Here is a 23,315-nt window from a genome sequence, read left to right as displayed (position 1 = left end):
TCCTCTTGTCGACCGCCGGCCGCCCCTGCGGTCGCCGAGCCGAACCTGATGAAGTCGACATGATACCGCGAGCAGAGGCCTCGCTGACGCCTCCGCCCGCGTTCCTACAGGACTCTCAGGTGTTCTGCAGGACGATGTGCGGAAACTTCGACGTCATGTCGCGCGCGCGCTCGGCAATATGGATCGCCACCTTGCGCGCGATCTCGCGGTAAATGCCGGCGATCCGCCCCTCGGGATCGGCCACCACGGTCGGCCGCCCAGAGTCGGCCTGCTCGCGGATGGCGATGTCGAGCGGCAGGCTGCCGAGCACTTCGACGCCGTATTCCTGCGCCATCTTGTCGCCGCCGCCAGCGCCGAAAATAGGCTCTTCGTGGCCGCAATTCGAGCAGATATGCATGCCCATGTTCTCGACGATGCCGAGGATCGGAATGCCGACCTTCTCGAACATCTTGAGGCCCTTCTTGGCGTCGAGCAGGGCGATATCTTGCGGCGTCGTCACGATCACCGCGCCCGTCACCGGCACGCGCTGCGAGAGCGTCAACTGGATGTCGCCGGTGCCCGGCGGCATGTCGACGACCAGGTAGTCGAGATCTTCCCAGTTCGTCTGCCGCAGCAGCTGTTCGAGCGCGGAGGTGGCCATCGGACCGCGCCAGACCATTGGATTGTCCTGCTCGATCAGAAAGCCGATCGAGTTGGCCTGCAAGCCGTGGCCGCGCATCGGATTCATCGACTGGCCGTCCTGCGATTCCGGACGGCCCTCAATGCCAAGCATCATGGGCAGCGAGGGGCCGTAGATATCGGCGTCCAGAATGCCCACCGACGCGCCCTCGCTCGCCAGCGCCAGCGCCAGGTTCACGGCGGTCGTGCTCTTGCCGACCCCGCCCTTGCCCGACGCCACCGCGACGATGTTTTTCACGTTCGGCAATAGTTTGACGCCGCGTTGCACCGTATGCGCCGCAATCTGCTGCGAAACCTGCACGCGCGCCTCGCTTACTCCGGGTACCGCCAGCAGCGCGTTCGCGACCAGCGTGCGAATCGCTTCAAACTGGCGTTTAGCCGGATAGCCGAGTACCACTTCGACGCTAACCGTGGCACCATCGACGGTGGTGTTCTTGAGGTTCTTGGCCGCCGCGAACGGCCGGCCCGTGTTGGGGTCAGCGACGCTCGCGAGGGCTGCGTCGACCAATGCCCGATCAATGCTCATTGAGACTCCGTGGGGAACACTTGCGGCGCGGCCGAATCGAAGTTTTCGGCCACCGACTGGAAATTGAAAGAAATTGTTATGCGGCATTGCGAAAACCGGCCTTGCCGGGCAACCTTCGGCAGCAACAGGCCGCCGGGTCGCAGCGCCGCTTACTTCAGTCATCATTGTAGTGGTTGAGGCCGGGCGTTGCCGGAAGACCCTTCTTCGCTGTGTCGACCATGCACAGTGTTTGCATTGGGCATCGCGCGGTTGCTGTGCGGTATCCACGCGGCTTCGTTAAAGGTCAAGCCGCTTTAATAATCAAGAGGACTTAAAAATGAACGCAAAAGTCATGACTCGCTTCGCCGTATTCGCCGTGGCCGGCTCGCTGCTCGCAGGCTGCGCCACCCAGCAGGGCACCAACACGGCGGTCGGCACCGGCGTGGGCGCCGGTACGGGCGCCGCGCTCGGCGCGATCTTCGGCGGTGGCAAGGGCGCGGCCATCGGCGCCGGGGTCGGTGCGGCGGTGGGCGGCATCACCGGCTACAACTGGCAAAACATCCACAACAAGCTGTCGGGCGCCACCAAGGGTACGGGCACGCAGATTACCGAGCAGCCGGACGGCTCGCTCAAGCTGAACATCCCGAGCTCGGTCACGTTCGACACGAATAGCTACGCGATCAAGCCGTCGTTCGCACCGGTGCTCGACCAGTTGTCGCAGACGCTGACGCAGAATCCGGAAATCATCGCGCAAGTGGTCGGTTATACGGACAGCACGGGTTCGGCGGACTACAACCAGACGTTGTCGGTGAACCGCGCGCAAAGCGTGACCGGCTACCTGGGCCAGCGCGGCATCAATCCGCAGCGCCTGTCTGCACAAGGCATGGGCCAGAACAACCCGGTGGCCGACAACAGCACCGAGGCCGGCCGCGCCGCGAACCGCCGCGTGGAAATCTATCTGCGCGCAACCGCCCAGCACGCTCAGTAAGCACGCCAGGCAACAGCAGGCAAGATGGGGAAGAGGTCCGCGCCGTCCGGCGGACCACATAAAACGGCCGGGGCGGATGAACCCGGCCGGTAAAAGCCGCCCGAATGGGCGCTTGCCGGGCAGCCGAAGACTTCCGGAGGTCTTCCCGACGTTTTCCGTCAGCGAGTCGAAAAAATTTCGAACTCTCCGGAAAATCCGCTGTCTGTCTTTACGGTACGTGGCTGGCTATGCCGCCGCGGCACCATTCTCCTCTTGTCGTTGTTGCTCCGGGGCCCATAGCCCCGGTTTTTTTTGGTGCCGGTTCAGCGCGCCATCGCCCGCTGGGGCCCGCTTCACCGGCGCCCGCCAGACACGGCCAGGCTGCGTGCCGTGGCCGCCCTGCTAGAATCGAAGTTTCGTCTCTCCGCAAGCCCTCACACACCCTATGTCAGCACCCGCACCCGGTCTTTCCGCAGGCGCGCCGTCCGGCCGTCGCCAGATCTTCGTCACGTCGGCCCTTCCGTATGCGAATGGGCAAATCCATATTGGCCACCTGGTCGAATATATCCAGACGGACGTTTGGGTCCGGTCGCTGCGAATGCACGGGCACGAGGTCTATTACGTCGGCGCCGACGATACGCACGGCACGCCGATCATGCTGCGCGCGGAAAAGGAAGGCATTACACCGAAGCAACTGATCGAGCGCGTCTGGCAGGAGCACAAGCGCGATTTCGACAGCTTCGGCATTTCCTTCGACAATTACTACTCGACCGACTCCGAAGAGAACCGCGTTCTCAGCGAAAACGTTTACCTCGCGCTCAAGGAAGCGGGCCTGATCGACGCACGCGACATCGAACAGGCTTACGACCCGGTCAAGGAAATGTTCCTGCCGGACCGCTTCATCAAGGGCGAATGCCCGAAGTGCCACGCGAAAGATCAGTACGGCGACAACTGCGAAGTCTGCGGCTCGACCTATCAACCGACCGAGCTGATCAATCCCTACTCGGTGGTGTCGGGCGCCACGCCAATCCATAAGACTTCGACGCACTATTTCTTCCGACTGTCCGACCCGCGCTGTGAGAATTTCCTGCGCGGCTGGGTCGGCGGTCTGGCGCAGCCCGAAGCCACCAACAAGATGCGCGAATGGCTCGGCGACGCCGGCGAAGCCAAACTCGCCGACTGGGACATCTCGCGCGACGCGCCGTACTTCGGCTTCGAGATTCCGGGCGCGCCGGGCAAATACTTCTATGTGTGGCTGGATGCGCCGGTCGGTTATTACGCGAGCTTCAAGAACCTCGCCGACAAGCGCGGCATCGATTTCGACGCGTGGGTCCGCAAGGGGTCGACCGCCGAGCAGTATCACTTCATCGGCAAGGACATCCTGTACTTCCACACGTTGTTCTGGCCGGCCATGCTCGAATTCTCCGGCTACCGCACGCCCACTAATGTGTTCGCGCACGGCTTCCTGACGGTGGACGGCGCGAAGATGTCGAAGTCGCGCGGCACGTTCATCACCGCGCAAAGCGTGATCGACACCGGCCTGAACCCGGAATGGCTGCGCTACTACTTCGCGGCCAAGCTCAACAGCACGATGGAAGACCTCGACCTGAACCTCGACGACTTCCAGGCGCGCGTGAACAGCGATCTGGTCGGCAAGTACGTGAACATCGCGAGCCGCGCGGCGGGCTTCCTGATCAAGCGTTTCGACGGCCGCATTCAGGACAGTGCCATGCAGCATCCGCTGCTCGGCACGCTGCGCGAGGCGATTCCGCAGATCGCGGCGCACTACGAAGCGCGCGAATACAGCCGCGCCCTGCGTCAGACCATGGAGCTGGCCGATACGGTGAATGCCTACGTCGACACCGCCAAGCCGTGGGATCAGGCGAAAGATCCGGCCAACTCGGTTGCGCTGCATGAAACCTGCAGCGTCAGCGTCGAGGCGTTCCGTCTGTTGTCGCTCGCGTTGAAGCCGGTGCTGCCGAAGCTCGCGGAATCCGTCGAAGGCTTCCTCGCCATCGAACCGCTCAAGTGGTCCGACGCCACGGCGCCGCTCAGTTCGGCGCGTCCGATCAACGCGTACAAGCATCTGATGACGCGGGTCGATCCGAAGCAGATCGAAGCGCTGCTGGCCGCCAATCGCGAATCGCTGCAGGCAACCGATGCCGCCGCGCCCGCCGAGACCAGGTCCAAAACCGGCAAGGCGGCAAAAGCCGACGCTACGGCAGCCAGCAAGGCCGGCGCTGAAGACGACGGCTCCGGCGTCATTTCGATCGACGACTTTGCGAAGATCGACCTGCGGATTGCGAAAATCGTCGACTGCCGCGCGGTGGAAGGCTCGGACAAGCTGTTGCAACTGACGCTCGACGTCGGCGAGGAAAAAACCCGCAACGTCTTCTCCGGCATCAAGTCGGCGTATCAGCCGGAGCAACTGATCGGCAAGCTGACGGTGATGGTGGCGAATCTCGCGCCGCGCAAGATGAAGTTCGGCCTGTCCGAAGGCATGGTGCTGGCAGCGTCCGCGACTGACGAGAAAGCGGAACCGGGTCTCTACATCCTCGAACCGCATAGCGGCGCGAAGCCTGGGATGCGGGTGAAGTGAGCGGGTGAAATAAGCGCGCGAGACGCCGCAAAAATCCGCCGCCCTACTCCTTCGACTTGCCAAACCACGGCCACCGGTCAAAACGCCGCGTATAGAAAAGCGTCGCGCCCTGGAAGGTGCCGCCGTAGGCCACCACCGACCAGTAGCGCGTCAGATTGACGGTGGCCTTCACGGCGTTGCTCGCCGACTGCAGGCCCTGCTCATAACCGAGCACCAGCCACTGATTGATGGCCTTCGACACCATCACCACCTGCGGATCGGTCAGTCCCACATCGCTCGTGCCGATCGAAAACTCGTCGAGTCCGAAGGTCTGCGCGATCCGCTTGCCCTGGGTGTTGCCGAGCAGCGCCAGCGCGGTGGTCATCGCGCTTTGCTGACCGAGGTTGTTGCCCTGATCGGTGCCGTGGCCGAACAGCAGCCACGAGAGCTTTTCGTTATCCGGCACGGACGGTTCCGAGATCAGCTTGGCGACCGGCGCATCCACCGTGCCGGTGACCTGCACGCCCGCCTCGACCTGCTGGTTGCGCCGCATCGCGAGGATGTTGATGCCAGGATTGGCCACCGGACCGTTGAAGGTGAAGAAGCCGTTTTCGATGTTGAGCTTGCGGCCGAACGCGGTATAGGTCGAGCCTTGCGTCACGCGCACGTCGCCGACCGCGCGCAGCGGCGTGTCGGGCGCACTCAGCGCGGTGATCTTGCCTGTCAGACCGAGGTCCGCGCCCTGTCCGCGGAAGCGGAAATTGTTGCCCAGATTAATCTCGACGGTCGCGTGCGGCGCGAAGCGGCTGGCCGGCTTTTCGCTGACGATCACGCCCGGCTTCGCTTCGCCCGGCACCGTGCCGTCGGGCCGCACGATCACGACGTCATCGCCGAGCCTCGGCGCGGACTGCTCAGGCATGTCGAAGAGCGCGCGATCGACGGTGAATTTGCCGTTGATGTCCATAGCCCCCAGATGGCCGCCGTTAGCCACGGTCGCACTGCCCGTCAGCGACAGATTGCGGTCCGGCGCCGCGAACAGTTCCAGCTTGTCGGCGACGATGCTGGCGGTCAGATCGGGCTCGGAACCATCGAGACGCACCCGGCCGGTGGCGCGCAGCGTGCCGCTCGCGCCGTGGAATTCGACCTGCTGGAAGTCGACCAGATTCTGCGACAGCGCAATCCGGATCACGCCGTCTTTCAGTTGCACGCCCAGATCCACCATGGTGGCGGACAGACCATCGCCCACCAGCGATCCCGACAGGTTCGGCTTCACCACCGTGCCGCCGAGCGCCAGTTTCAGCGCGAGATGGCCGTCGAGCATATAGCTCGGGCCGAACAGGCCGCCGGTAGTCTTCAGCGACGGCACGTTGGCGTTGATATTGCCGGTGAGCGGCGCCTCGTCGTTGACGGCCAGCACGCCATTGTTCATGGCGAGCGTGGTATGGGCGTCGGCATCGATCACGCCGATCCGGCTCGCCTGCGCATGCACGGTCGCGTTCAGACGATTGCCGGCGCTGAAGTCGGCACGCGCCGACAGGTCGGTAATGCCCATCGACGCCAGGCCATTACCGATTTCCACCGTCACGTCGCCGCCACGGCGCTTCAACTGGATATGGCCGCTCGCCGTGTTGCCCACCGAAAAGTCCCAGTCGCCGTCGAACACCAGATCGGTTTTCAGCGGCGGCGGCTCGCCGGTGAACTCCTGCTCGATCGCCATCAACCGCGCCACCGAGACGCCCGTCAACGAGCCGGCCGACTGGATGCGCCCCTGATCCAGCGCGAACGACTTCAGGTCGAGCACCGCGCCTTCCAGCGTCAGCCGCGTAGCGCCGAGCGTCACATGACCGGGCGCGGCGCTGATGGTGAGCGGCGACTCGAGGTTGAGCGCGGGCGTGCCGCGATTCTGCAATTGCGTAAGCGTGCCGTCCCAGCGCGTGCCGGCGGGCGTGTCGGAGAGACGGCCGTTGGCGGCCAAGGCCAGATCGAGCGGCCGCTGATACAGCTTGCCGACCGCCTGGGCCTGCAGCGTATGGCGCGCGCGAGTGCCGTTCAGGCGCGCGCTCAAGCTGGACAGCTCGACGCCGCTGGTGCTCAGGTCGCGCGCGTCGGTGGTGAAGACCAGCGCGCCATTGGCGCCGTCGCGCAACTCGGCGTGGCCCTCCGCGTGGCCGAGCCGGTTGGCGCCGAACACGACGCTGTCGGCCTTGTAGTTCAGCACGACATTCGGATGCGCGAACGAGCCGGTCACGTCGCCGTCGGCCGCAAGCTGGCCGGCCAGACCGAAGCCGAGGCGCTCGATTTGCGGCGCGTCCGCACGGAAGCGCAGCCGGTCGCCCGGCGCGCCGAAACTGCCTTGCAGGTCGATCTGATTGCCCGCCACCGAAAGCGACAGCCGGCTCGGCAGAATCCGTGAGCCGGCAAGCTGGATCGTGCCGCCGCCGGTCATGGGCAGATTGTCGTAGACGCTTTCGACGAGTTTGATCTGCGCCTTGGTGGTGAAGGTGGGGCCAAGCACGCCGGCGGCGGTGATCGTGCCGTTGACGCGCGCCTGGATCGTGGGCGACGGTGCTGGCGAATGCGGCGCTTGCGGCGACGACGGCCTGGCGGCGGAGGCAGGCGCTGACCGTTTTGCCGATATGGCCTTGGCGGCGGAATCGCTGCGGCCTTTGCCATCGCCCGGCGGCACAGCGGTGACGGACGAGCGCGACGGCATCTGCGAAGTCAGCCCGAGCGGGTCGAAATCGGTCAGTTGCGCTTTCAGGTTGTAGGTGGAACTGGCGTCGTGCTTGATGGCCCCCGAAAGGTCGATTCGGCCGCGCCCCGAGGTGATCCGCACGTCGCTAAAGCTCATACGCGCCGGGTCGAAGGTGATCTTGCCCTGGGCGCGCAGCGCGGCCTTGGGGTCGGCGAGGTCGAGCGTGATGCTCTGCACGTCGTCGTTCAGGCGAATCCCGATCGGGCCGGCGAGCTGGGTCGGACGCACGGTGGCCTGCAGCGCGTTCAGATCCAGACCGGCTACATGCAGATCGAACTGGCCGCGTTTGCCGGTCAACGCGCCCGCGCCGGTGAGCGTGGCGTGCCGGACGAGCCGCACGTTCAGGTTGGAGAGGCTCTGGGCGTGCGCGTCGAGCCGCACGTCGGTGTGCGCGTCGATGAGCGGCAGCAGATGCTGGTCGATGGCGCCGGGTTTCGCGTTGACAATCGACACCTGACCCGCGACCACGAAGCCGTTGGCGCCAGGCGCTCCCGTCACCGGCTGCAACTGCGCCCGCACCGCCAGATCCGCCAGCGGCGCGCCCGGCGCAAACGCCTGCGGATTGATGTGATCGAACGTCAAGGTCGCGCGCTGCAACGGCACGTCCGCAAACGGCGTCGCCTCGACGTGGGCGTGGCCGGCGAGCTTCATGCCGCTCGCGTCCAGTTCGGCCGTCAGCGTTTCCAGTGTGCCGCTGACCCGGCCGCCGACCTGCACCGGCTCCTCGTTGACCTTGCCCGCGTAGCCGAGATCGCCGGAAAGCGGAAACGGCCGCACGCCATCCAGTTTCGCCCGCGCCGTCACTGCGCCAAACGGCGTGTCGAGCTGATCGATGACGGCTTCGTGATGGCGCCCGTCGCTGCGTCCATGAAACGCGAAGTGCGAATACTCCGCCGTCGACGCGCCCTGATGCAGGCGCAGCCTATCCACCCGCACGTCGCGTATTTCGATCTGCATGGGCAGACGCAGCTCTTTCGGCAGGCTGAGCGGCGCACTGCTGGAAGAAGACGACGAGCCGATCCGCGCGTCGACGGTGCCGACGTGCAGGTAGTCGATCGCAAAGCGCCATGGCCGGCTGTTCACGGCCCAGCGGCCGTCGATCTTGTCCACCTTGATGTCCGTGCCGCTGCCATCGAGACTGCGCCACTCCACCTGCTCGAGCCGCAAACCGGTCGCCAGCGCGCCGCCTTCCAGCGTGCCGCTCAGGCGCCCGCCGAGCAGCTTGACTGCGGCCTGCCACGCGTAGCCCGTGCCGCGCTCGGTCGCCACCGCGCCGTACAGCACCCCGGCCAGCAGCGCCACGAGCAGCACCGGCACGCCCATCGCCCAGGCGAGCGCCTTCCACAACCGGCGCTTACGCGGCGCGGGCGGCGGCACAGAACCGCCCGGCGTCGCGTCGTCGGGCGTCTGTGAAGAAGGGGTGGCGGAAGAATCCGTCGTCATACTCGAGCCATGCGAATCAGGAGGCAGAAAACCACAGTCGATACTGCTACGGTTAGAAAATCAGAAGGCGATGCCTAGCGTCAGGTAAGGCCGGATGTCCTTGTTACGAATGCCATACGCGAGGTCGACATTCACCGGCCCCACCGGACTGCGCCAGCGCGCGCCGAACCCCACGCCGGGGTAAAACACTTTCTCGTGCCAGGTGTCGGTGGCCGTGCCGATGTCGAAGAACACCGCGCCGCCCCAATCGTGCGTGAACCAGTGCTGATACTCGCTCGACGCCGTGATCAGATATTTGGTGGGCAGCACCGAGCCGTCGACACTGTTGCCGATGCCCTCGTAGCTATAGCCGCGCACCGAATTCGAGCCGCCCGCGCGAAACAGCAACGAGGCCGGAATGCCGGTCGAGCTGCCGCCGGTGAACACGCCGCCGAATTCCGCGCGGAACAGCACCAGATCGGTCTTGCCGATCGGGAAGTACTGCTGGCCGCGCGCGTAGAGGCGCCCGAAGGTCTGATCGGCCGCCGCGCCCTTGACGGCAAAGCCTGCTTCGAGGTGAATCAGGTTGCCCGAGCGCGGGAACAACGGGTCGTCGGTATTGCGGCGCGTCCAGCTCCAGGCCGGCACCAGCGCGTGGGCGGTCTCCGGCCCCACCGCGTTCTGGTCGAGCCGGTCGTCGTAATAGAGCAGCGAATAGCCGTAGTCGAGATACTGCGAGGTGCGGGTGGTTTGCACGCCGGCACGAATGCTGTAGATACGCGTATCGGACACGTTCGTGGTGCTGTACGACGCCAGTACGCTATTGGTCCACGCCCGCGCGCCCGGCGGCATGGAAAGCTGGATCTGGCCGAACTGCTCGATCTGGTCGATGCGCCCGCTCACCGTGAACGGATACGCCTTGCCGAAGGTGTTCAGATACGAGTAATTGCCCTGCACCTGCGGGCCGGTATCGGTGGCGTAACCCACCCCGCCGCGGATGCTGTTATACGGATACTCGCTGACCTTAACCCGCACCGGCGTTTCGAGCGGCTTGGCCGGGTCGTTGCCGACGTCGATGGCGACGCTCGCGTAATACGGCGTGTTCTGCAACTGGCGCTGCAATTCGGCGACACGCTGCACGTCGTAAATGGCGCCGACGGAAATCGGATTCACGTTGTCGACGATCCGCGCGGGATAGCGCTCCGAGCCGGTTACTTCGAGCTTGCCCATCGTGAAGGTCGGACCGCTGTCGAAGGTGACCGACAGCTTGGCCTCGTGGGTGCGCGGATCGATGCGCGCCTGCGACTGGGTGATCTTCGCCGCCACGTAGCGACGCGCCTGCAAGGCCCGCAGCGCCGCGTTTTTGGCGTCGTCCCAGCCGCCCTGCGAGAACGGGTCGCCTTCGTGCAACGAAAAGGCGAAGCGCGTGGCATTGGCCTGCGCCGGGTCCTCGGTAAGCACCGGCCCCTTGAACGACAGCGAAATGGAAGAAATCGTGGTTTGCGGACCGGGATCGACGCTCACCGTCACCTGCTTCTTGCCGCCGGCTGTGCGCACATCCGTGCGGACCACCGGCGAGAAATAACCCGCGGTAGCGGTCAGGTCACGCACCTGCTGCGGGGTGGCGGTGACGAGGAAGCTGAACTGGTCGTCGCTGACGTCGTCGCGTTTGGCGAAGCGCGCGATATCCAGATGCTCCTCCAGCAACTTGCGCACGGCGCGCGGCGAGGCCTGAATATCCACCTTGTAGGCCGCGCGTGCCTGAACCCCGGCCAACGCCAGCCAGATGACGCCGAACAGCAGCCAGCCGCGCAAGAAGCGCGACGCGCCCGGCGCGCGGCGCGCGAGCTGCCCCTGCCGCTCATCCGGTTGGTCCTTGCGCATACGCGACGGTTCGATCGCACAACCCGCCAAACAGGACCTCCGCGGCCGTAGTTGATGAATGATTCCACTTGCCGGCCACCGCTGCGGCCTGAAGCTCGCTATTTGACCACATCAAGGCCGCCTCGCGATCATCTCGAAATTGGCGGCGCAAGCCTTGCCGGAATTGCGGCAACGCCCCGGGCATGCCGTTCTCCACGTCTGTCGCCGCGCCCCCTTCGACGCCACGCGCCCGCCTTGGACGGCGCCATGAGACTGATGTTCCGCGAGTTTTCGACCGCGAGCGGCGCTTGCGGTAAAATTGCGATTGACACGAGCGACGGTCGCCACGGCTGCCGCCAATTCCCTATACGGACGTTGAGCCATGTATCAATCGGACATCACGCAGTTCCTGAACCAGCTGAAAGAACAAAAGCCCACCCTTGAGGCGGAACAGCGCCGCGGCCGTTCGCTGCTGTGGGACAAGCAGCCGATCGACCTCGAAGAGCGCGCCGAGCAGCAAGCCTCGCGCGTGCAACAGACCGCCTACCAGTACTACCAGAACTTCTAGACGTGAGTGCCGCCGACGAGGCCCGCGCCGCAAAGGCGCAGCCCGACGCTGCGCTCGCCGCGCCCGCGACCGACTCGACGCCGGATACCGTCGACGGTATCGCGTTCGCGCGCCTCTACGGCGAGCCGCTCTTCAAGCTGCCGACGGACCTGTACATTCCGCCGGACGCGCTCGAAGTCTTCCTCGAAACCTTCGAAGGCCCGCTGGATCTGTTGCTGTACCTGATCCGCAAGCAGAACTTCAACGTGCTCGACATCCCGATGGCGGACGTCACCACGCAATATCTGGGTTACGTCGAACAGTTGCGGCAGACCAACCTCGAACTCGCCTCCGAATACCTGCTGATGGCGGCGATGCTGATCGAGATCAAGTCGCGCATGCTGCTGCCGGTCAAGAAGGCGGACACCGGCGAGGAAGCCGAGGACCCGCGCGCCGAGCTCGTGCGGCGCCTGCTCGAATACGAGCAGATGAAACTCGCGGCCCAGCGGATCGATCACTTGCCGCAACTCGGCCGCGACTTCCTGCGCGCCGACGTCTATATCGAGCAAAGCATCACGCCGCGTTTCCCGGACGTGAACAGCGAAGATCTGCGCGCCGCCTGGGCCGACGTGATCAAGCGCGCCAAGCTCGTGCAGCATCACCGCATTTCGCGCGAGGAATTGTCGGTGCGCGAGCACATGAGCGTGATCCTGCGGCGTCTGCAAAACGCCCGCTTCATGGAATTTTCCGAACTGTTCGACACGACGCGCGGCGTGCCGGTGGTGGTGGTGAACTTCATCGCCATGCTGGAGTTGTCGCGCGAATCGCTGATCGAAATCACCCAGGCCGAACCGTTCGCGCCGATCTACGTGCGACTGGCTTATCTGCCGGCTTGACTACGCGTTCAGGCGGGTCCCGAAACGGCGCCGGCACGGCAGCCGCAGAGGCGTGCCGGGCGGCCCGCTCAGCCAGCTTCGCTAGAGGTACGCCTCGTTTCGGTGCGCCGGCCGGCCAAATCCACTACAATCCCGCGCTCCGAACCCGTCATCACCGGAATGGGAGCCTGAGCAGGCAAAATGACGCTAATGCGTCCACGGATGCACCATTTCCGTGCCTGCCAGGCCCCGCACCGCGCGAGGAAAACACCGTCCGACCATGAAAGTCATCAGCTCGATCCACGAATTGCGCGACCAGTTGCGCGGCCAGAACCGCACTGCGTTCGTCCCGACGATGGGCAACCTGCACGAGGGCCATCTTTCGTTGATGCGCCTCGCGCGCCAGCATGGCGACCCGGTGGTGGCGAGCATCTTCGTCAACCGGCTGCAATTCGGGCCGAACGAGGATTTCGACAAATATCCGCGCACGCTCGAAGCCGACATCGAAAAGCTGCAGAAAGAGAACGTCTACGTGCTGTTTGCGCCGACCGAGCGCGATCTCTACCCGGAACCGCAGCAGTACCGCGTGCATCCGCCGCACGATCTGGGCGACATCCTCGAAGGCGAATTCCGCCCGGGCTTCTTCCAGGGCGTGTGTACCGTCGTGATGAAGCTGATGTCGTGCGTGCAGCCGCGCGTCGCCGTGTTCGGCAAGAAGGACTATCAACAGTTGATGATCGTGCGCCAGATGTGCCACCAGTTCGCGCTGCCGACAGAAATCGTCGCCGCCGAAACCGTGCGCGACACCGACGGCCTCGCGCTCAGCTCGCGCAACCGCTACCTGCAGGCCGCCGAGCGAGCCGAAGCGCCGCGCCTCGCCGCCGAGCTGAACCGCGTGCGCGACGCCGTGCTGGCCGGCAACCGCGACTTCGCCGCCATCGAGCGCGACGCCATGACCGCGCTCGCCGCCCGTGGCTGGCAACCGGACTACATCGCGGTGCGCCGGCGCGTCGACCTGTTGCCGCCCACGGCGCAGGATGCCGGCACACCGCTCGTCGTGCTCGCCGCGGCCAAGCTGGGCGCCACACGGCTCATCGACAACCTCGAAATCTGAGGCGCATTTTTGCGCGCAACCCACCACCTGAAAGGACCCAAAGGGAACGGTCAATGCAACGTCACATGCTGAAATCGAAGATCCATCGCGTTGCCGTCACGCATTGCGAGCTGCACTACGAAGGCTCGTGCGCGATCGACGAGGATTTGCTGGAAGCCGCGAATATCGTCGAAAACGAACGCATCGACATCTGGAACATTAACAATGGCGAGCGGTTCTCGACCTACGCCATCAAGGGTGAACGCGGCAGCGGCATGATCTCGCTGAACGGTTCGGCGGCGCGGCGCGCGCAACTGGGCGACCTGGTGATCATCGCGGCATTCGCGACGGTGGACGAGGCAGAGCTGAAGGCGGGCTGGAAGCCGGATCTGGTGTTCGTCGACGATCGCAACAGGATCAAGGGCAGCCGCGATCACGTGCCGACGCAGAGCTGGACTTAAGGCGGCGGTTTTAGCCGCCGGCCGGGCCGCTCAGGCAACCGCCGGGCCTGCCTGGCGGCAAAGGTCGCAGGCGCCGCGGCCTTGGCGCCTAGCCCGGCCGCCCCCGCAGCGCCCGCTTCTTTCAGGCTTTGGCAGGCTTGCGCTCCAGCCATTCGACGATCGGCTGCCACTGCTCGAGATCTTTTTCTACCCGGCTTTTCGCCACATCCCACAGCGTCAGTCCGTGCGCGGCCAGTTGCACGTAGTTCTGCGTATCGCGCAGGAAACCCAGCACCGGCAACTTCAAACCCTCGACGAAGCGATGCAACTGCTCGGCCGAGCGCGTGCGGGCATCCACCCGCATGCCCACCACGCCGATTTCGATGGTGCCTTTGCGCACCGCCTTCTCCTTGGCGAGGCGTTCGAGAAATTCCTGGGTGGCCAGAATATCGAACAGCGACGGCTGGAGCGGCACGATCACCTTGTCCGCCAGATCCAGCGCGACGCCGAGGCGGTTGCCGTGCAGGCCCGCCGGGGTATCGATAATGGCATGTTCCAGCCCCTTGGGCGGCTTCACGGGCGTTTCGGGGTCCACTTCCCAGACTTCGATGGCCGGCAGCGTGGCAGGCCGCAATTCGAGCCAGGCGTGGGCCGACTGCTGCTTGTCCAGATCCGCCAGCGCGACCCACTCGCCGGCGGCCGCGAAATAGCCGGCCAGATTGGTCGACAGCGTGCTCTTGCCCACGCCGCCCTTCGGATTGGCCACCACGATTACCGTCATGAATACTCCCGGGAAGATGACTGGCGCCGCCAGCCGGTTTGCCGCGTCTAGTCTGATATTGCGTCGACCCCGCCGGTCCAGCCGTTGATAATATCGACAAATTCAGCCGGGTTGAAAGCCCCGAAACGCAACTCAAGGCGCCATTCTTACAGAAAGGAGCGAAATACCATGAGCAAACTGCGCCCGAACTGCACGATCGAGACGCTGAGCGAACGTCAGCGCGGCACCCTGCCGGACCTGCTGGGGGTGCGGGTGATCGCGCTGGAAGAGGGGTCGCTCATCGCCGAACTGGCCGTGCGCAAGGAGTTGCTGGCGCCGAACGGCTTTTTGCACGCGGCGACCGTGATTGGTCTCGCGGATACCGCGCGCGGCTACGCCTGTCTCGCTCATCTGCCGGAGACGGCGCGCAGTTTCACCACCATCGAGCTAAAGAGCAATTTTCTCGGCACCTGTGTCGAAGGCACGATCCGCGCGCTCGCCAAAGGCGTGCATCTGGGCCGCACCACCCAGGTGTGGGATGCGACGGTGGTCGATCCGAATGGCAAGACCATTGCGTTGTTCAGATGTACGCAGATGGTGTTAGCGTGAGGACCGCACGAACCTCATAGGCTCAAGCCGCCGCCACCCGCGCCGCCTTCACCCCGCCCAGCGCGCCCACACCGCCGCCCAGCAGCGACTGCACCACCAGCGTCACGGCCCAGAATGCCGGATATTCCCAGCCGCCGTTGGGCGAGGCGAAGCCCCAGCCGTTATGCAGATGCGCCGACATCGCGCCCAGCATGAACGGCAGCAGCACCAGCGCGAACCAGCGGACCTGCACGCCCAGCAGCAGCGCGATTGCGCCGGCCAGTTCGACGAAAGCCGTCACATAACCGAGCCAGCCGGGCAGACCGAGCGATTCGAAGAAATGCGCCGTACCCGGCAGCGTGAAAACAAAAATCTTCTGCAGGCTGTGCGCCAGATACAGGATGCCCAGTGCGACACGCAGGAGAGTGGCCGCGAAATCGGCCGAACGGTTCGAGTTCATCGTTAGTCCTTGTCGGTTGAGGAAGACAACGCACGCGCGTCGTCGATAGACCGGACTGTATTCGAACCATAGAAGAGGAAAAACCGTCGCGCAGGCTTAGATTATTTCCCCACAGGAGTTAATCGACGCAAAAACGGCGCGGCGCTTGTAGCCGCCAGGAGCGCAGGCTTTACCGGATCGCCCCGAACAGGCGCGCCAGATCGAGGTGCTCGGCTAGCGTATCGGCCAGCCGTTCGAGCGAGGCCTCGCGCAGCGCGGGATAGTCGATCGCTTCGGCGGCGTCCAGACCCGCCCATTGCAGCAGCGCGGCGCATGCGGCCGGCGTATCGAACAGGCTATGCACGTAGGTGGCGAGAATCTGGCCGTCCACCGAACACGCGCCGTCCGTGCGCTCGCCGCCTTCCGGCAGGTTCAGCCGCAAGGCCGGCCAAGCCAGCGCCGGGCCTTCGGTCTCGCCCATATGAATCTCGTAGCCGGCCACCCTGGCATCGCCCGCCAGCGTGAGTCGGCCCGTCACGTTCTTTAGCGTCTTCTCGCGTGTCAGGGTAGTCGTGAAATCGAGCCAGCCGAGACCCGCGACGCGTCCCGGCGTCCCTTCGACGCCATGCGGATCGGCCACCTCGCGCCCGAGCATCTGCATGCCGCCGCAAATTCCGATGACCTTGCCGCCGTAGCGCAGATGCCGTTGCAGCACCCGGTCCCAACCCTGCGCGCGCAAAAACGCCAGATCGCCCTGCACGTTCTTCGAGCCGGGCAGGATGATCAGATCGGCAGCGGGCGGCGGCGTCCCGCTGCGCACGTAATGAAAATCGACCTGCGGATGCGCGCGCAGGGCATCGAAATCGGTGTGATTGCTGATATGCGGCAGCACCGGCACCACCACGCGCAGGGTCGTGCGCGCTTCGGCTCCCGCCGCCTGGGCCGCGCGCAGTTCGGGCGGCAGCATGTCCTCCGCATCCAGCGTGAGGCCGTGCAGATACGGCACCACGCCGAGCACCGGCTTGCCGGTCCGTGCTTCGAGCCAGTCGAGCCCTGGCTTGAGCAGGCTGATGTCGCCGCGAAACCGGTTGATGATGAAGCCGCTCACGCGCGCCTGTTCCGTCTCCGAGAGGCACGCGAGCGTCCCGGTCAGATGGGCGAACACCCCGCCGCGATCGATATCCGCCACCAGCACGACCGGACAATCGACCTTCTCCGCAAAGCCCATGTTGGCGATATCGCGATCACGCAGATTGATTTCCGCAGGACTGCCCGCCCCTTCGACAAAGATCGTCTCGTAGCCGGCCTGCAAACGCGCATACGATTCCAGCACGGCCTCGAAGGCCACCGGCTTGTAGTCGTGATAGGCGCGCGCGTCGAGATTCATGCGCGCCTTGCCGTGGATGATCACCTGCGCGCCGCGGTCGCTGGTGGGCTTGAGCAGCACGGGGTTCAGATCGGTGTGCGCGGCGATGCCCGCTGCTACGGCCTGCAACGCCTGGGCGCGGCCGATCTCGCCGCCATCGACCGTCACCGCGCTGTTGAGCGCCATGTTCTGCGGCTTGAACGGCGCGACCCGCACGCCGGCTCGCCGCGCGAGACGGCACAGACCCGCGACGAGCGTGCTCTTGCCGGCATCGGAAGTGGTCCCCTGGATCATCAGCGTGCCACGCGGGATGCGCGCCGCGTCGGGCGGATTCGAAGTCTTTGGCGTCGTCACGAAACAGGCGGCCCGGCTGGTTATCGAAAGCGGGCATTATCCCATTGGGTTAAGGCGCACCGGTACAATCACGCCATGATTGCTCGCGACCTCACCTTCGTTCTCGGCGGCGCCCGTTCGGGCAAGAGCCTGCATGCCGAACAGCTCGCGAGCGACAGCGCGCGGCCCGTCACCTACATCGCCACCGCCTGCCGCGCCGACGACGCGGAATTTGCCGCGCGCATCGCCCATCATCGCGCGCGGCGGCCGGCGCATTGGCAACTCGTCGAAGCCTCGGTGGACCTCGCCGCGGCCGTCGCCGCAGCGGACGCGCCAGGGCACTGCATTCTGATCGACTGTCTGACGCTGTGGCTCGCCAACCTGCTATGCCCCCCCGACGGCGCCGCTCCCCGCGACGATTACCTCGCGCAGTTCGCGGCCTTCGAGGCCGCCCTCGGCGCGGCGAGCGGCAAGGTCATCGTGGTCAGCAATGAGATCGGGCTTGGCGTGGTGCCGATGGGCGTGGCCACGCGTCTTTATGTCGACGAACTCGGCCGTCTCAATCAGCGTGTCGCGGCCTTGAGTACCCAAGTGACGATGATGGTGGCCGGTGTGCCGCTCGCACTCAAGACGGCGGTGCGCTAATCATGCTGTCGCTGCCCCTGATCGCCGCGCTGGCGACCGCCGGTGTCGCCGTGGACCGCTGGCTCGGCGAGCCGCGCAGGGCGCATCCGCTAGTGGGCTTCGGCAAGCTCGCCGGGTTGATCGAAGCCGGCATGAACACCGGGCAGCGCGGACGGCTCTTCGGCATCCTCGCATGGGCGCTCGCGGTGTTGCCGCCGGTGCTGGTCGCCACGTGGCTCGTCGCGGTGCTGCCGCTTGCGCTGGCTTGCGCGCTGCATGTCCTGCTGCTGTGGTTCGCGCTCGGCGCCCGCAGCCTCGAGGATCACATCGCGCCCATCGCCCGCGCGCTCGCTCGACACGACATCGCTGAAGCCCGCACGCTGACGGCGCGCATCGTCTCGCGCGATACCACCGGTGCCGACGAAGCGGCGCTCTCGCGCGCTGCCGTCGAATCCGCGCTCGAAAACGGCAACGACGCAATCTTCGGCGCACTCTTCTGGTTCGCGCTGGCGGGTGGTCCGGGCGCACTGGCGTTTCGCCTCGCCAACACGCTCGACGCAATGTGGGGCTACCGCACGCCGCGCTATCTGCGCTTCGGCTGGGCGGCCGCCCGCATCGACGACGGCCTCAACTGGTTGCCCGCACGCCTGACCGCCGCCAGCTATGCGCTGCTGGGCGATACGCGCACGGCCTGGCGCTGCTGGCGCGAGCAGGCGCCGCGCTGGGATAGTCCCAATGCGGGGCCGGTGATGGCCGCCGGCGCCGGCAGTCTCAATGTGTTGCTCGGCGGCGCCGCGCGGTATCACGGCGCCATCGAACAGCGTCCGACGCTGGGCGCGGGACAACCGGCCAGCGCCGGACACATCGTCGCGGCGCTGCGGTTGGTGGAGCGCGCGGTGACGCTGTGGCTTGCCGTGCTGATCGTGCTGGCCCTGTTGCGCGTGCCTTTTCATGGCTGAGCCGATCGTCCACGGCGGCAATCTGCATGAAGCCGCGCGGCGCTATGGGATTGGCTACGCACAGTGGCTCGATCTCTCCACCGGCATCAATCCGCATGGTTATCCGGTGCCGCCGGTACCCGCCGATGCGTGGCGCCGCCTGCCCGACGAAGGCGACGATTTCGCCGCTCGCGCCGCACGTTATTACGGCGCACCCGATGCACGGCACGTGCTGCCCGTGGCCGGCAGCCAGGCGGCGATCCGCGCCCTGCCTCAACTCATGCCGCGCGCGACGGTCGCGGTCGCTCCGCTGACCTATGCCGAGTACGCGCCGGCGTTCGCGCGGGCGGGTCACCGGATCGTGCCGCTCGACAGCGCCTGCGACGCGCTGCCCGGAGAGGTCACGCATGCCGTGATCGTCAATCCAAATAACCCGACGGCCGATCATGTAAGCGCCGCCAAACTGCTGCAGTGGCACGCGCAACTGACGGCGCGCGGCGGCACGCTGCTGGTCGACGAGGCGTTCGCCGATGCCATGCCCTCGGAGTCGCTTGCCGCGCTCGTCGCTGGACGGCCTGGCCTTGTCGTGCTGCGCTCGCCCGGCAAGTTCTTCGGCCTCGCCGGCGTGCGCGCCGGTTTCGTGCTCGGCGATCCGCTGCTGCTCGACCGGTTGCGCGACGTCCTCGGCGCGTGGACTGTCAGCGGGCCGGCGCGCCATGCGGTCAGCGCCGCATTCGAAGATTCCGCCTGGCAGGGCGAGATGCGCGCGCAACTGATCGCGGCCAGCACGCGGTTGACCGGTTTGTTGCGCGCGCGGGGTTTTACGCCACGCAGCACGCCACTCTTCGCGTGGACCGACGATGAGCGTGCCGCTTCGCTGCATCACGAACTCGCATTGCGCGGCGTCTGGACGCGTCTGTTTGCTGTACCCGCAAGTGGGCGAAGCGTGCGCTTCGGTCTGCCTGGCGCCGAGCCGGAATGGCTGCGTTTCGAGCAGGCCTTGAGCGAAAGCGTTTCTGCGCTCGAAGCTGTACGAGCAAGCGAATCATCCGCAACGCGATAACGGCCCAGTAACGTCTCAATCAAAACCTGACCTTCACCCCATGATCCGATTGCTGCCCCGCCTCGTCTCGGTATCGGGCGCCATGCTGATTGCCTTGTACGCCGCGTCGTCATCCGCCTATGCCGCCGTCACCGCAACCGACGACACCGGCGCGACCGTTTCGCTCCCCGCGCCGGCGCAACGCGTGATCAGCCTCGCGCCGCACGTCACCGAGTTGATCTATGCGGCCGGCGGCGGTTCGAAACTGGTCGGCGCCGTCTCCTACAGCGATTACCCGCCCGAGGCGCAGCAGGTGCCGCGCGTTGGCGACAACAAGGCGCTCGACCTCGAGCGGATCGTCGCGCTCAAGCCGGATCTGATCGTGGTCTGGCGGCATGGCAATGCGCAGGCACAACTCGAACGTCTGCGCGAACTGCATATTCCGCTTTTCTTCAGCGAACCGCATCAACTCGACGACGTGGCGACCACCTTGACCCGGCTCGGGACTTTGCTTGGCACACCGAACGAAGCAAATGCGGCCGCCGGCGCTTACCGTCAGGATATCGCCCAGCTGCGCACGCGTTATGCGAACCGGCCGCCTGTGAGCGTGTTTTATCAGGTGTGGGATCAGCCGCTGATGACACTCAACGGCACGCACATGATCAGCGACGTGATCACGCTATGCGGCGGACGCAATGTGTTTGCGAATCTCGCGCTGCTGGTGCCGGCCGTCTCCACCGAAGCCGTGCTGGCGGCCAACCCGGAAGCGATCGTGACCGCATCCGCCGGCGCAACCAGGCCCGACAAGCCGCTGCCGCAGCTCGATAAATGGCGCGCGTGGCCGGGTCTCAAGGCCGCGGCGCGCAACAACCTGTTCGCCATCGACGGCGATCTGATCGACCGTCCGGCGCCGCGCATCGCGCAAGGTGCCAGGCAGTTGTGTGAGGATCTCGACGTGGCGCGCTCGCGTCGGCCATCCGTCGAACCGTGAGATCGACGCGCCGCGCAATACCTTTGGCGTGAGCCTTAGCCCGATAGAAGACCGCCTCGCTCAGGCATTCCATCGCACGAGCGACCACGCCTGCCGCTCGTCGTCGCGTCGTAGCCAGACCACACCGGACATATCGAGCGACCACTGCGTCGAACGCGCCACCGGCACCCCCAGCACCAGCGACGCAATCACGCGAATCACGCCGGCATGCGTCACGACATAGGCGGGCGAGCATTCGCGCGTCAACCCAAACGCATCGAGCCACGACTGCACGCGCGCGACGAACTGCGCGACGCTCTCGCCGCCATGCGCACGGGCATGCTCGAAATCGGCGGCCCATTCGTCCAGCAGGCGGCGATCGATCGCCTCCCAGCGCTGTTGCTCCCACGCGCCGAAATTCATTTCCTTCAGACGTTCGTCGACGCTCAGCGCGCAGCCGAAGTCGCCCGCCATGGTCGATGCCACCGTCGCGCAGCGCATCGACGGACTCGACAACAGCACGCGCGGCGCGGGAACCTGCAAGGTAGCGAGGCGCATGGCCAGCGCCGCCGCGGAGGCAGCAGGATCGTCGGCCAGCGCGACGTCCGTATCGCCGTAGCACACGCCTTGCTCGACCGCGACGGCCGGGTGGCGGATCAGGACGAGATCCATGCAAGCCCCATCAGATAGATAGCCAGTTCGAAAATCTGCTGCGCGAAGCCCAGGCAGTCTCCCGTATAACCGCCGATGCGTCTGACGAAATAGCGGCCCAGCACAAAGCGCAGCACTCCTAACATGATCAATGCCGCGCAGCCGAAGCGCCAATCCGGCCAGAACAGTGCCGGCAAGCCGAAGAGCGCCGTCCACAGCAACGACGCGCCTCTCAGCCGTTGCGCAACCGGCTTCGCCTTGCCTTCGGCGCGCACATAATCGAGCGTCGCCAGATAACTGATTGCGCCGGTGCGGCTCGCCGCGTGCGCCGCAATCATCAGACCTGCGGCCCGATACGGCGGCAATGCCGCGAGCGTCTGCCACTTCAGCGCCAGCGCAATCACCAGAGCAATGGCGCCAAAGGCACCAATGCGCGAGTCTTGCATGATCCGCAACACATCCTCGCGCGTATAGGCGCCACCGAACGCATCGCAGCAGTCGGCCAGACCGTCTTCGTGGAAGGCGCCCGTCACCAGCAAGGTCGCGGCCATCGACAACAGCACCGCCACGCCCGGCGGAAACGCCCGTAACGCGCCGAGGTAGACGAGCGCGGCCAGAGCGCCCACCAGCACGCCGACGAGCGGAAAATAACGCGCCGCCGCGTTCAGATAGTGCGGTTCATAGCCGACCCAGCGCGGCACGGGCACCCGCGTGAAATAGCCGAGCGCCGTGAAGAAATAGCGCAGTTCGGTGAGCGGATTCATCAGCGCGCCATGCCCGTGCGGCAGTTATGCATCGCGATCGGCGACGCCCGCCGATTCGAAGCTCGCCATCTCGTTGAGAAACGCCACCGCGGCGCGCAGCAGCGGCACGGCGAGCGCGGCGCCGGTGCCTTCGCCGAGCCGCATGTCGAGCGAGAGCAGCGGAACTGCACCGAAGTGATCGAGCATGCGCCGATGCCCTGCTTCGTTCGAGGCATGCGCAAACACGCAATACTCACGCACGTGGGGCGCGATTGCGTCGGCGACGAGCAGCGCCGAGGTCGCGATGAAGCCATCCACCAGAATCGTCATACGCGCTTCGGCGGCGGCGAGATACGCACCGGCCATCATGGCGATTTCGAAACCGCCGAAGGTTGCGAGCGCATCCAATGCGGCTGCGCCCTTCTGCGCATCGGTAGCGGAAGGATGACGGGCAAGCGCCGCAGCCAGCACATTGCGCTTGATCGCGAGCCCGGCGTCGTCGAGTCCGGTGCCACGGCCGACGCATTCGTCGATCGGCACGCCGCACAGGCGGCTCATCAGACACGCCGCAGCCGATGTGTTCGCAATCCCCATCTCGCCGAAACCGATCACGTTGGTCCCGAGCGCCGCGTGATGACGCACGCGTTCGGCGCCCGCGCGCATGGCGGCGAGCGCCTGGTCGTGCGTCATCGCGGGCTCATGCGCAAAATTGCGCGTGCCTGCGGCAACCGGAATGTCGATCAACCCCTCGGGGTTCGGCAACGGCGTCGCAATCCCCGCATTGACCACTTCGAGCGTGACGCCGGCCGCGCGGCTCAACGCGTTGATCGCCGCGCCGCCCGCGAGGAAGTTCGCCACCATCTGCACAGTCACGGCCTGCGGATAAGGACTCACGCCTTCCTGCGCGATGCCATGGTCGCCCGCGAACACGATCATCGCCGGACGCTGCACGGTGGGATGCGTGGTGCGCTGGATCAGGCCCATCTGCTGCGCCAGCGCTTCGAGCCGTCCGAGGCTGCCGGGCGGCTTGGTCTTCGTATCGATGAGGTGTTGCAGCGTGCCGCGCAACGTCTGATCGAGCGGTTCGACGACGGGTAAGGCAAGGGACGAAGTCATAGGATTCGGGTAAAAATCAGTT

The 23,315-nt window shown here is 65.6% G+C and carries 20 protein-coding genes; 11 read left to right on the top strand and 9 right to left on the bottom strand.

Annotated features, from left to right (window positions below):
- Positions 1-115: 115 nt before the first annotated feature.
- Positions 116-1,204: an iron-sulfur cluster carrier protein ApbC gene (gene apbC, locus FQ755_RS28740; protein WP_144158844.1), complete on the bottom strand. Its 1,089-nt coding sequence runs from the start codon at positions 1,202-1,204 to the stop codon at positions 116-118.
- Positions 1,205-1,520: 316 nt separating this feature from the next.
- On the opposite strand from apbC, the gene FQ755_RS28735 reads away from it, so the two are divergent.
- Together FQ755_RS28735 and metG are read left to right on the top strand one after the other, a co-directional pair.
- Positions 1,521-2,171, top strand: coding sequence for an OmpA family protein (locus FQ755_RS28735; protein WP_144158840.1), 651 nt, complete (start codon positions 1,521-1,523; stop codon positions 2,169-2,171).
- 424 nt (positions 2,172-2,595) lie between these two features.
- Entirely contained in the window at positions 2,596-4,749 is a 2,154-nt protein-coding gene (gene metG, locus FQ755_RS28730; protein ID WP_144158837.1) for a methionine--tRNA ligase, read from the top strand.
- A gap of 43 nt (positions 4,750-4,792) precedes the next feature.
- On the opposite strand, the gene FQ755_RS28725 is transcribed toward metG, so the two are convergent.
- Together FQ755_RS28725 and FQ755_RS28720 are read right to left on the bottom strand one after the other, a co-directional pair.
- A complete protein-coding gene (locus FQ755_RS28725; RefSeq protein ID WP_144158834.1) occupies positions 4,793-8,926 on the bottom strand; it encodes a translocation/assembly module TamB domain-containing protein in 4,134 nt (1,377 codons plus the stop codon).
- A gap of 60 nt (positions 8,927-8,986) precedes the next feature.
- The gene (locus FQ755_RS28720) at positions 8,987-10,789 is read right to left on the bottom strand and encodes an autotransporter assembly complex protein TamA (protein ID WP_144158831.1); all 1,803 of its coding nucleotides are present in this window, start codon (positions 10,787-10,789) and stop codon (positions 8,987-8,989) included.
- Between the two features lie 361 nt (positions 10,790-11,150).
- Here FQ755_RS28720 and FQ755_RS28715 point away from each other — a divergent pair, with 361 nt between their 5' ends.
- From FQ755_RS28715 to panD, 4 genes are all read left to right on the top strand, one after another.
- Positions 11,151-11,336 (top strand): DUF3460 family protein, encoded by a 186-nt coding sequence (locus tag FQ755_RS28715; RefSeq protein ID WP_074265491.1) that lies wholly within the window; start codon positions 11,151-11,153, stop codon positions 11,334-11,336.
- Positions 11,337-11,338: 2 nt separating this feature from the next.
- Positions 11,339-12,211, top strand: a complete 873-nt coding sequence (locus tag FQ755_RS28710) for a segregation and condensation protein A (protein WP_144158828.1) — start codon at positions 11,339-11,341, stop codon at positions 12,209-12,211.
- A gap of 259 nt (positions 12,212-12,470) precedes the next feature.
- On the top strand, positions 12,471-13,304 hold the full coding sequence (gene panC, locus FQ755_RS28705; RefSeq protein ID WP_144158825.1) for a pantoate--beta-alanine ligase: 834 nt from the start codon (positions 12,471-12,473) through the stop codon (positions 13,302-13,304).
- Positions 13,305-13,357: 53 nt separating this feature from the next.
- A complete protein-coding gene (panD, locus tag FQ755_RS28700) occupies positions 13,358-13,744 on the top strand; it encodes an aspartate 1-decarboxylase (RefSeq protein WP_144158822.1) in 387 nt (128 codons plus the stop codon).
- Positions 13,745-13,865: 121 nt separating this feature from the next.
- Here the strand turns inward: panD and FQ755_RS28695 are convergent, their stop codons facing one another.
- Positions 13,866-14,504: a ParA family protein gene (locus FQ755_RS28695; protein ID WP_144158820.1), complete on the bottom strand. Its 639-nt coding sequence runs from the start codon at positions 14,502-14,504 to the stop codon at positions 13,866-13,868.
- A 168-nt stretch (positions 14,505-14,672) separates the two neighbouring features.
- On the opposite strand from FQ755_RS28695, the gene FQ755_RS28690 reads away from it, so the two are divergent.
- On the top strand, positions 14,673-15,092 hold the full coding sequence (locus FQ755_RS28690; RefSeq protein WP_144158817.1) for a PaaI family thioesterase: 420 nt from the start codon (positions 14,673-14,675) through the stop codon (positions 15,090-15,092).
- 22 nt (positions 15,093-15,114) lie between these two features.
- Here FQ755_RS28690 and FQ755_RS28685 read toward each other — a convergent pair whose 3' ends face one another.
- Together FQ755_RS28685 and FQ755_RS28680 are read right to left on the bottom strand one after the other, a co-directional pair.
- Positions 15,115-15,531, bottom strand: coding sequence for a DoxX family protein (locus tag FQ755_RS28685; protein ID WP_144158814.1), 417 nt, complete (start codon positions 15,529-15,531; stop codon positions 15,115-15,117).
- Positions 15,532-15,700: 169 nt separating this feature from the next.
- Positions 15,701-17,170, bottom strand: coding sequence for a cobyric acid synthase (locus tag FQ755_RS28680; protein WP_144159199.1), 1,470 nt, complete (start codon positions 17,168-17,170; stop codon positions 15,701-15,703).
- 135 nt (positions 17,171-17,305) lie between these two features.
- Between FQ755_RS28680 and cobU the strand changes: the two genes are divergently transcribed.
- From cobU to FQ755_RS28660, 4 genes are all read left to right on the top strand, one after another.
- Positions 17,306-17,854, top strand: coding sequence for a bifunctional adenosylcobinamide kinase/adenosylcobinamide-phosphate guanylyltransferase (gene cobU, locus FQ755_RS28675; protein ID WP_144158811.1), 549 nt, complete (start codon positions 17,306-17,308; stop codon positions 17,852-17,854).
- A gap of 2 nt (positions 17,855-17,856) precedes the next feature.
- The gene (gene cbiB, locus FQ755_RS28670) at positions 17,857-18,792 is read left to right on the top strand and encodes an adenosylcobinamide-phosphate synthase CbiB (RefSeq protein WP_144158808.1); all 936 of its coding nucleotides are present in this window, start codon (positions 17,857-17,859) and stop codon (positions 18,790-18,792) included.
- Positions 18,785-19,834, top strand: a complete 1,050-nt coding sequence (gene cobD / locus FQ755_RS28665; RefSeq protein WP_144158805.1) for a threonine-phosphate decarboxylase CobD — start codon at positions 18,785-18,787, stop codon at positions 19,832-19,834. The genes cbiB and cobD overlap by 8 nt, the downstream gene beginning before the upstream one ends.
- A gap of 82 nt (positions 19,835-19,916) precedes the next feature.
- Entirely contained in the window at positions 19,917-20,804 is an 888-nt protein-coding gene (locus FQ755_RS28660) for a cobalamin-binding protein (protein WP_144159196.1), read from the top strand.
- Positions 20,805-20,864: 60 nt separating this feature from the next.
- On the opposite strand, the gene cobC is transcribed toward FQ755_RS28660, so the two are convergent.
- The 3 genes from cobC to cobT are packed head-to-tail and all read right to left on the bottom strand — an operon-like array spanning position 20,865 to position 23,293.
- Complete coding sequence (cobC, locus tag FQ755_RS28655; protein ID WP_144158802.1) at positions 20,865-21,455, bottom strand: alpha-ribazole phosphatase; 591 nt, start codon at positions 21,453-21,455, stop codon at positions 20,865-20,867.
- Entirely contained in the window at positions 21,440-22,198 is a 759-nt protein-coding gene (locus FQ755_RS28650; RefSeq protein ID WP_144158799.1) for an adenosylcobinamide-GDP ribazoletransferase, read from the bottom strand. The genes cobC and FQ755_RS28650 overlap by 16 nt, the downstream gene beginning before the upstream one ends.
- A gap of 24 nt (positions 22,199-22,222) precedes the next feature.
- A complete protein-coding gene (gene cobT / locus FQ755_RS28645) occupies positions 22,223-23,293 on the bottom strand; it encodes a nicotinate-nucleotide--dimethylbenzimidazole phosphoribosyltransferase (RefSeq protein WP_144158796.1) in 1,071 nt (356 codons plus the stop codon).
- Positions 23,294-23,315 lie beyond the last annotated feature (22 nt).

This window comes from Paraburkholderia sp. BCC1885, from assembly GCF_900996235.1.
GTDB lineage: Bacteria > Pseudomonadota > Gammaproteobacteria > Burkholderiales > Burkholderiaceae > Paraburkholderia.
Note: the sequence above shows the minus strand (reverse complement) of the source record. Positions and strands in the feature narration are given on the sequence as shown.